Genomic DNA, 8,394 nt, shown 5'->3' with positions numbered 1-8,394 from the left:
CGGGCGACCGGCGCCGCCCGCTCGGCGGCCAGGGCGTCGGCGGCGCCCACCGGGCGTTCGCGCCCGAGCCGCAGCAGGCCGGGCCGGAGGCCGAGGCCCAGCAGCCGCCGCGCCGCCGCCGACGGCAGCCGGACCGGCGCCAGGAGCCGTTCCCCGAGCCGGAGCAGGCACGACAGCCCGAGCAGACACGACAGCCCGAGCAGGCACGACAGCCCGAGCAGGCACGGCAGTCGGCGCCGCCCCCGGAGAACACCCAGGAGATCCCCACCGCCGACCTGGCCCGGGCCCTGCGCGAGGCGGAGTCCTCGCGCGCGGCGGCGCCCGATCTGACGGACGACGTGCCGCTCGACGAGCTGTACTACGGCGCCTTCCGCCAGTTCGTGGCCAACAACAGCAAGTTCCCGTCGGCGTACCAGTTCCGCCGCCTGCTGCGCGACGGGTACGGGCTCGCCGACGTCCCGGACACGGAGATCGACTTCCAGCTCAACGACTGCAAGGACCGCTACAAGATGGAGATGGGCACGGAGTACATCCCCTGACCCTGACCCAGGCGACCCCGGGAACCCGGAGAACCCGGACCCCGGCAGCCGCGCCGGGGCCCGGGACCGGAGCGAGGCCCTACGCCCCCAGCAGCTTGCGCACCCGGTCCGCCCCCACCGCCAGCAGCAGCGTCGGCAGCCGCGGCCCGGTGTCCCGGCCGACCAGCAGCCGGTACAGGAGCGCGAAGAAGGCCCGCTGGGCCGCCTTCAGCTCCGGCGTCGGCTTGGCGTCCGGTGCGAGTCCGGCCCGTACCTTCGGCACGCCGTAGACGAGCGTGGTCAGCCCGTCCAGCGACCAGTGGGTGTCCAGCCCGTCGAGCAGCAGCCGCAGCGACGCGCGCCCGTCGTCGTCGAGCGCACCGAGCAGCGCCGTGTCCGGCTCCTCGCGCACGCGCGTGCGCGCTTCCGCGGGCACCTGGGTGGTGATCCACCGCTCGGCCTTGTCCAGCCGGGGCCGGGTCTCGTCCAGGGTCTTCACCGGGTTCGCCGGGTCCAGCTCGCCGAGGATGCGCAGCGTCTGCTCGTCGTGCCCGGTGGTGATGTCCACGACCGAGGCGAGCATGCGGTACGGCAGCGGGCGCGGCGTGGCGGGCAGCGGGCCCGCGGCGGTGCCGGTGGCGCGCCGGTGGGCGGCGGCGTCGGCGGGCTGGGCGGTGCCGTCGGCGACCTTGCGCTCCAGGGCGTCCCACTCGTCGTACGTACGCTGGATCTCCTGGTCGAACGCGATCTTGAACGCCTGGTTCGGCCGACGGCGCGCGTACAGCCAGCGCAGCAGCGGCGCCTCCATGATCTCCAGCGCGTCGGCCGGGGTGGGCACGCCGCCGCGCGAGGAGGACATCTTGGCCATGCCGCTGATGCCGACGAACGCGTACATGGGCCCGATGGGCTGCTCGCCGCCGAAGATCTCCTTGACCAGCTGCCCGCCGACGACGAACGACGAGCCGGGCGACTGGTGGTCCACCCCGCTGGGCTCGAAGATCACGCCCTCGTACGCCCACCGCATCGGCCAGTCGACCTTCCAGACCAGCTTGCCGCGGTCGAACTCGCGCAAGCGCACCGTTTCCTCGTGGCCGCACTGGCAGACGTAGGCCAGCCGGGTGGTCTCGTCGTCGTAGGCGGTGACGGTGGTCAGGTCGCGGCCGCAGGCGGAGCAGTACGGCTTGTACGGGTAGTACGCGCCGCCGCCCGCGCCCGAGCCGTCGTCCTCCCCGGCCGCGCCCGACCCCTCGGCGGCGGCGACCTCGGCGGCGTCGAGCGGCTTCTGCTGCTTGTGCTGGGGCTTGTCCTTGGTCCGGTAGCGGTCGAGCACGGCGTCGATCCGGGCCCGCTCGCGCATGGCGAACAGGATCTGCTCGCGGTAGGCGCCGGAGGTGTACATGGCCGTCTGGCTGATCCCGCGCACCTGAACGCCCAGCTCGGCCAGCGCCGCGACCATGGGCGCCTTGAAGTGCTCGGCCCAGCTCGCGTACGGGCTGCCGGGCGGGGCGGGCACGGCGGTCAGCGGCTTGCCGATGTGCTCGGCGTACGACGGGTCGACGCCGACCGGGACCTTGCGGAACCGGTCGAAGTCGTCCCAGGACAGGATGTGCTCGCAAGGAATCCCGCGCCGCTTGATCTCGTCGGCGACCAGGTGCGGCACCATGACCTCGCGCAGGTTGCCCAGGTGGATCGGGCCGGAGGGGGACAGGCCGGAGGCGCAGACGACCGGTTTGCCGGGGGCACGGCGCTCCGCCTCGGCGATGACGTCATCGGCGATACGGGAGACCCAGTCGGCGTCTGGGGTGGTCTGAGCCACGTCCGGCACTTCCTTCTTCGCTTGCGGTGTCACGGCCTTGCGGCCCCATTGTCCCATCGGCCGCGCGGAAAACCGCTCATAGCCCCCCTCCCGCCGGAGGCGCGCGACCGCCCGGTCGCGCGGAAAACCGCGGAGAACCGGATGCGGCCCCGTGGAATACTTGAGGAGACCTCCCCTTCAACGGAAACGGCTCAGTACCCATGGCCTCGGTCCCCTCCCTCGCCGCCACCGTCCACCAGCACCTCGCGGACGCCCTCGCGTCCGCCGTGCCGTCCGCCTCCGGCGCGGACCCGCTGCTGCGACGGAGCGACCGGGCGGACTTCCAGGCCAACGGCCTGCTGGCGCTCGCCAAGCGGCTGAAGGGCAACCCGCGCGAGCTGGCCGCCCAGGTCGTGGAGCGGCTGCCCGCCGACGACGGCGTGCTGGCGTCCGTGGAGGTCTCAGGACCCGGCTTCCTGAACATCACGGTCACCGACCGGGCCCTGCTCGACACGCTCGCCGCGCGCGCCGCCGACGACCGCCTGGGCGTGCCGTACGCGCCGGACCCCGGCACCACGGTGATCGACTACTCGCAGCCCAACGTGGCCAAGGAGATGCACGTCGGCCACCTGCGCTCGACGGTCATCGGCGACGCGATCGTACGGCTGCTGGAGTACCGGGGCGAGACGGTGGTCCGCCGCCACCACATCGGCGACTGGGGCACGCAGTTCGGCATGCTGATCCAGTACCTGATCGAGCACCCGCACGAGCTGGACCACGAGTCCGACAGTGCGGGCACGGGCGCGGCGGCGGGCGCCGGGGCCGTGGGCGGCGAGGAGGGCGAGGCCGCGATGGCCCGCCTGAACCGGCTGTACCGCGCCTCGCGCGCGCTGTTCGACTCCGACGAGGAGTTCAAGGCGCGGGCCCGGGACCGGGTGGTGGACCTCCAGGCGGGCGACGAGCGCACCCTCGCCCTCTGGCACAAGATCGTGGACGAGTCGAAGATCTACTTCCAGGCGGTGTACGAGCTGCTGGACGTGGAGGTCCGCGACGAGGACGTGGTCGGCGAGAGCGCGTACAACGACGACCTCATGCGGGTGGTCAAGGACCTGGAGGAGTCCGGCGTCGCCGTGCGCTCCGAGGGCGCCCTGTGCGTGTTCTTCGACGACGTCAAGGGCCCGGACGGCAAGCCGACCCCGCTGATCGTGCAGAAGTCCAACGGCGGCTTCGGCTACGCGGCCACCGACCTGGCCGCCATCCGCGACCGCGTCGGCCGCCTGGGCGCCGACACCCTGCTGTACGTGGTCGACGCCCGCCAGGCGCTGCACTTCCGCATGGTCTTCGAGACCGCGCGGCGGGCGGGCTGGCTGCCGCAGGACACGGCGCGGCAGCTGGCGTTCGGCACGGTGCTGGGCAAGGACGGCAAGCCGTTCAAGACGCGCGAGGGCGAGTCGGTGCGGCTGGTGGACCTGCTGGGCTCGGCGGTGGAGCGGGCCGCGGCGGTGGTCCGGGAGAAGGCCGGGAAGACCGGTGAGCTGACCGAGGAGGAGATCGAGCGGCGGGCCGCCGAGGTCGGCATCGGCGCGGTGAAGTACGCGGACCTGTCCACGTCCCTCACCCGCGACTACGTCTTCGACCTGGACCGCATGGTCTCCCTCAACGGCGACACCAGCGTCTACCTCCAGTACGCGCACGCGCGTATCCGCTCCATCCTGCGCAAGGCGGAGGGCACCGCGGGCCCCGTGCCGCACCCGGAGCTAGCCCTGGCCCCGGCCGAGCGGGCGCTGGGCCTGCACCTGGACGAGTTCGCGGAGACCCTGGCGAGCGTCGCCGAGACGTACGAGCCGCACCGCCTGGCCGCGTACCTCTACCAGCTCGCCTCGCTCTACACGGCCTTCTACGACCAGTGCCCGGTGCTGAAGGCCGAGGGCGGCCCGGCGATGGTGGAGAACCGCCTGTTCCTGTGCGACCTGACGGCACGGACGCTGCGGCAGGGGATGACGCTGCTGGGGATCAGGACGCCGGAGCGACTGTAGGCACGGCCCTTGGGCCGGGCACTTGCGGCCCGGCCCGGCCGTCAGCCCTGGACCGTCTGCTCGTTGAAGACTTCGATCTTGCAGTCGCCCCGGCCAGACCGGGCGATCCTGGCATCGCTCGTGACGAATGGCACCTGAAGCCCTTCCGCCAGTGCGACATAGGTAGCGTCGTACGGGGAAAGGTTGGCGTGCAGCTCCCGCACCCGAGGCAGGAGCGGCATGTGGTCGAAGCGTCGGATAGGGAGAAGGGCGAAGGCGTCCCACGCCGAGTTCAGTTCGGCTTCCGTCAGTTTGCCGCCACGGTGGCGCCCCAGCAGCGCTGAGGTGACTTCGACGTCAACGAGGTGAGGTGCGACCAGCCGCTCACCTCGAATCCGAGCGCCCACCGCCTCACCCACGGGCCCCGCATCGGCGACGAACAGGACCAGGGCTCCCGCGTCGATCACGATCACTCGCGGCGCCTTCCCGCTTCGATGTCCCCGATGACTTCCTCCGTGGTGAGCCGAGCGGTGACGCGCTCCCGGATGCGGACGACAAGATCATCGATTGACGGGGTGGCTGCCTCCGCTTCCAGTAGCGCACGAGCGTACGCCTGGAGGGACTGCCGGTTGCGGGCAGCTCGTATCTTCAGCTCGGCGAGGGCTTCCTCGGACAGGTCGCGTACGTAGAGAGTCGCCATGCGACAAGTCTAGTCGCACCGCAAGCATTCTGCTGGCAGAATGGCGCATCGGGCGTCCCGTGGGCCGCCCCTTGCGGGCTGCGGCCCCGTACAGACGCACACCTTCGCCGCGCGGCTCCGCCACACCGCCCCGGACCTACCCTAGGCTCGTCGCCTCACGGCGCGGGGGCGCGAAGCAGGGGGGGAGGACGCACCAGTGGACGGATACCGCATCCGGATCACCGCGAGCAGCACGGGGGAGCTGGACGGGGCGTACGCGGTGATCGCCGGGGGGTGGCAGGGCAGGCCGCGCGTTCTGCTGGAGGACCGGGCCGCGTACGGGCGGGAGGCGGCCCTGCTGTCGCCCGACGACGAGTACGAGGTGCTGTCCCCGCCGTCCGACGCCCGCCTGGTCCGGGCGCCGCTGTGCTCGTCGTGCGGCGGCAGCGGGAAGATCGGGTGGACGGACGACGAGGGCTGGGAGCACGAGGCGCCCTGCGAGACATGCGAGGGCCGAGGGGAGACGGGCCGGGCCACGGCGTAACGCGGCCCGGCCCGGCGGTCCCCCCTTCATCCAGGCCCAGGCCGCCCCGACCCCGACCGCGGCCGCCCCGCCTGCGACCGGCCCGCCCGGGGCGTGGCCGTGAGGCGCACCACGCAGGGCTGGGCGCCGGACAGCCGGATCTGCTGGACGTGGACGGGCGTGAAGCCGCGGGCGATGGCCGTGGCGAGGTCGGCGGCGTCCGGGAGCAGGACGACGGCCGCGCCGTCGGGCGCCAGCACCCGCCGCAGCTCCGCCCACCAGCGCGCGGGCCGCTCGGCGAGCAGTCCGCGCGGGCTGACCTGCCCGCCCCACGGCGGATTGCACAGCAGGCGGTCCACGCTCCCGTCGGCCAGCGGCAGCTCGCCCGCGTCGCCGCGGCGTACGGAGACGGAGGCGGGAGCCGGGACGGCAGAGGAGAACGCGTCCGCCGCGTTCGTACGGGCCGCCCGCAGCGCGTCCGCGTCCAGGTCGAAGCCGTCGAAGCGCGCGTCAGGGCACACGTGCGCGGCCTCGATGAGCAGCGTGCCCGCGCCGCAGCACGGGTCGAGGACGCGGTGCCCGGGCCGCACGTCGGCCAGCAGGGTCATGGCGGCGGCGACCGGCGGGTGCAGGGTGCCGGGGATGGTCCGCCCCTTGTACGCGCGGCGGTGCAGCGGACGGCCGGTGAGCCGCCGCATGAGGGTCGCCCACGTGCCGTCCAGGGTCAGCCGCCAGCCGCTGTGGCCCGGCGGTGGCGCGGCCCCGCCGCGCCGCGCGTGGTAGGGGACGCCGAGCCGCGCGGCCAGCGCGTGCCCGACGGCGTCCTCGGCGTCGTACCGGTTGAAGGCCCGTCGCCCGAGGAAGGACGCCGACACCTCCACCCCGGTCACGCCCCGGCCGTCCCGGCCACTCCGGCCGTCCCGGCCGCCCGGGTCGGCGCGGGCCGCCAGCCCGGCGAGCCGGGCGAGGTCCGCCCGGCCCGGCCCGGGGTCGGGCATGCGGGCGGCCAGCAGGAACACGTCGTCCGCGGTGCGCGGGCAGTCGGCACCGGTCTCGGGCACCGCTCCGGAGGGCCGGTAGTGCACCTCGCGGTGCCCCAGGCCGGTGACCGCGCCGAGGCCGCGCCGCAGTATCTCGGCCGCCACCACGGGTTCGAGCCCCCGGACACATCGCGCCACCAGGCGCGCCGCCGTCACGAGACGGCGGCGCGGCCGGGACGCGGTTCAGCGAGAAAACGTGCGCGAGCGCGCATGATGATCGTTCTTCNCAGCGAGAAAACGTGCGCGAGCGCGCATGATGATCGTTCTTCTCCCACGTCAAGGCCCGGGACGGCGCCACGCCGCCCCGCCTCGTCGGCGTCGGGCTCTCCTCGTCCCGCCGACGGCGCCTCAGCGCAGGTGGAAGAAGAAGTACATGCGCGGCACGCTAGCACCGCGCGGTCACTCGGTGCGCGCGACTTTCCGGTCGTGGACGCCGACGAAGACGTACCCGTTCTGGGTGGTCTGGAAGATGTAGTACGGCTGGTCGCTGCCGGGGTAGAGGGGCCACCGCAGGGTCACCGTCGTGTACGGGTCGGTGCAGCCCTTCAGCTTGAGGAGTTCGTCGGCCTCGGTGATGTCCATGGAGATGGGCCAGGGCGCGCTGCGTTCCTCCAGCCACGGCTTCGAGGTGAACACCATGGGCTCGAACACGCCCCACTCCTTGCTCCACAGCAGCGCGGCCCCGCCCTGCACGCGGAAGACGAACCGCCAGGTGTCCACGTCGCGCACGGCGGCCGTGGGCCCGTTGGCGGCTATTCCGTTGCCTTCGTACAATATGGCTTCCGGATATGCGCCGCGGGCCACTCGAACCGCCGAGTCGACCAGCCCGAGGAAATCCACCTTCGTTTTCATGAGCCTGCCTCCTGAATGACGTCCCCCGGCCCGCAAAAAGCGTTGAAAGCGTGGGTCATACGAGCTGATGCGCAGGTCAGCGCCGTGACCGAGCAGGGGGGACACCCTATGAATTGTGCCGTCCATGCCAGCGGAGAACGCGCCCCCGGCCGGTGCGGCCGCCGGGCCGGGCATCGGCGCTCACGGAAGGCGGCGGCGGGCCGGAAAACCGACCGCCACCCGCCCCGGGCCGACGGAGTACGGGCGCCCGAACGGCGTAGTCGCTTTTCATCATCGGCCCGGCGCGGCCCGGCGGCAACTTCAGCCCGTATTGACCGTACGGCCCGTATCGGCAACCCTGGCCGCGCCGAGCGGGTGACCCGCCGCGTCACCCTGCGCCGCTGAGGAAGCCCCGCATGCCGCCTGAACCCTCCGACCCGTCCCCGCCCCTGGCGGACCTGGCCGCCCGCGCCCGCCGCCTGGCCGCCCAGGGCACCCGCCGCCTGCTGGGCCTGGCGGGCCCGCCCGGCGCGGGCAAGAGCACGCTGGCCGCACGCCTGCTGGCCGAGCTGGGCCCGGCCCGCGCCGCCCTGGTGCCCATGGACGGCTTCCACCTGGCCGACGCCGAGCTGCGCCGCCTGGGCCTGCTGGGCCGGAAGGGCGCGCCGGAGACGTTCGACCCGCACGGCTACGCGGCCCTGCTGCGCCGCCTGCGCGACCCGCGCCCGGGCGTCGTGGTCTACGCCCCGGCGTTCGAGCGCGAGCTGGAGCAGCCGGTGGCGGGCAGCGTCCCGGTGCCACCCGAGGTCCCGCTGGTGATCACCGAGGGCAACTACCTGCTGCTGGACGAGGACCCGTGGCGGACGGTACGCGGCCTGCTGGACGAGGCGTGGTGGGTCGACCTGGACACCGAGGAGCGCGTCCGCCGCCTGATCCGCCGTCACGAGCGCTACGGCAAGCCCCCGGCCGAGGCCCGCCGCTTCGTCCTGACCT

Annotated in this window: 8 protein-coding genes and 1 pseudogene; 4 read left to right on the top strand and 5 right to left on the bottom strand. The window is 73.4% G+C overall.

Annotated elements, in window-relative coordinates; all coding sequences use genetic code 11:
• Window positions 1-539: pseudogene (locus RKE29_RS25320) on the top strand (hypothetical protein); the annotation flags it as partial.
• Window positions 540-618: 79 nt separating this feature from the next.
• Here RKE29_RS25320 and lysS read toward each other — a convergent pair.
• Window positions 619-2,334 (bottom strand): lysine--tRNA ligase, encoded by a 1,716-nt coding sequence (gene lysS / locus RKE29_RS25315; RefSeq protein WP_312007946.1) that lies wholly within the window; start codon window positions 2,332-2,334, stop codon window positions 619-621.
• A gap of 200 nt (window positions 2,335-2,534) precedes the next feature.
• Between lysS and argS the strand changes: the two genes are divergently transcribed.
• Window positions 2,535-4,349, top strand: a complete 1,815-nt coding sequence (gene argS / locus RKE29_RS25310; protein WP_312007945.1) for an arginine--tRNA ligase — start codon at window positions 2,535-2,537, stop codon at window positions 4,347-4,349.
• Window positions 4,350-4,390: 41 nt separating this feature from the next.
• Here the strand turns inward: argS and RKE29_RS25305 are convergent, their stop codons facing one another.
• The gene (locus RKE29_RS25305; protein ID WP_312007944.1) at window positions 4,391-4,801 is read right to left on the bottom strand and encodes a type II toxin-antitoxin system VapC family toxin; all 411 of its coding nucleotides are present in this window, start codon (window positions 4,799-4,801) and stop codon (window positions 4,391-4,393) included.
• Window positions 4,798-5,028 (bottom strand): hypothetical protein, encoded by a 231-nt coding sequence (locus RKE29_RS25300; protein WP_312007943.1) that lies wholly within the window; start codon window positions 5,026-5,028, stop codon window positions 4,798-4,800. The genes RKE29_RS25305 and RKE29_RS25300 overlap by 4 nt, the downstream gene beginning before the upstream one ends.
• Before the next feature lie 196 nt (window positions 5,029-5,224).
• Between RKE29_RS25300 and RKE29_RS25295 the strand changes: the two genes are divergently transcribed.
• Complete coding sequence (locus tag RKE29_RS25295; RefSeq protein WP_312007942.1) at window positions 5,225-5,551, top strand: hypothetical protein; 327 nt, start codon at window positions 5,225-5,227, stop codon at window positions 5,549-5,551.
• Between the two features lie 26 nt (window positions 5,552-5,577).
• Here the strand turns inward: RKE29_RS25295 and RKE29_RS25290 are convergent, their stop codons facing one another.
• Both RKE29_RS25290 and RKE29_RS25285 read right to left on the bottom strand, forming a co-directional pair.
• Window positions 5,578-6,675: a methyltransferase domain-containing protein gene (locus RKE29_RS25290; RefSeq protein WP_312007941.1), complete on the bottom strand. Its 1,098-nt coding sequence runs from the start codon at window positions 6,673-6,675 to the stop codon at window positions 5,578-5,580.
• A 294-nt stretch (window positions 6,676-6,969) separates the two neighbouring features.
• The gene (locus RKE29_RS25285) at window positions 6,970-7,422 is read right to left on the bottom strand and encodes a hypothetical protein (protein ID WP_312007939.1); all 453 of its coding nucleotides are present in this window, start codon (window positions 7,420-7,422) and stop codon (window positions 6,970-6,972) included.
• A gap of 395 nt (window positions 7,423-7,817) precedes the next feature.
• Here RKE29_RS25285 and RKE29_RS25280 point away from each other — a divergent pair.
• The coding region (locus RKE29_RS25280; RefSeq protein WP_312007938.1) for a nucleoside/nucleotide kinase family protein at window positions 7,818-8,394 on the top strand (577 nt) is incomplete at its 3' end.

The organism is Streptomyces sp. B1866 (assembly GCF_031932565.1).
Lineage (GTDB): Bacteria > Actinomycetota > Actinomycetes > Streptomycetales > Streptomycetaceae > Streptomyces.
Note: the sequence above shows the minus strand (reverse complement) of the source record. Positions and strands in the feature narration are given on the sequence as shown.

What these genes read in the sequence shown, in the direction of transcription:
- RKE29_RS25300 (WP_312007943.1), bottom strand. Translation starts at nt 5,028, where the DNA reads ATGGCGACTCTCTACGTACGCGACCTGTCCGAGGAAGCCCTCGCCGAG.
- argS (WP_312007945.1), top strand. Translation starts at nt 2,535, where the DNA reads ATGGCCTCGGTCCCCTCCCTCGCCGCCACCGTCCACCAGCACCTCGCG.
- RKE29_RS25285 (WP_312007939.1), bottom strand. Translation starts at nt 7,422, where the DNA reads ATGAAAACGAAGGTGGATTTCCTCGGGCTGGTCGACTCGGCGGTTCGA.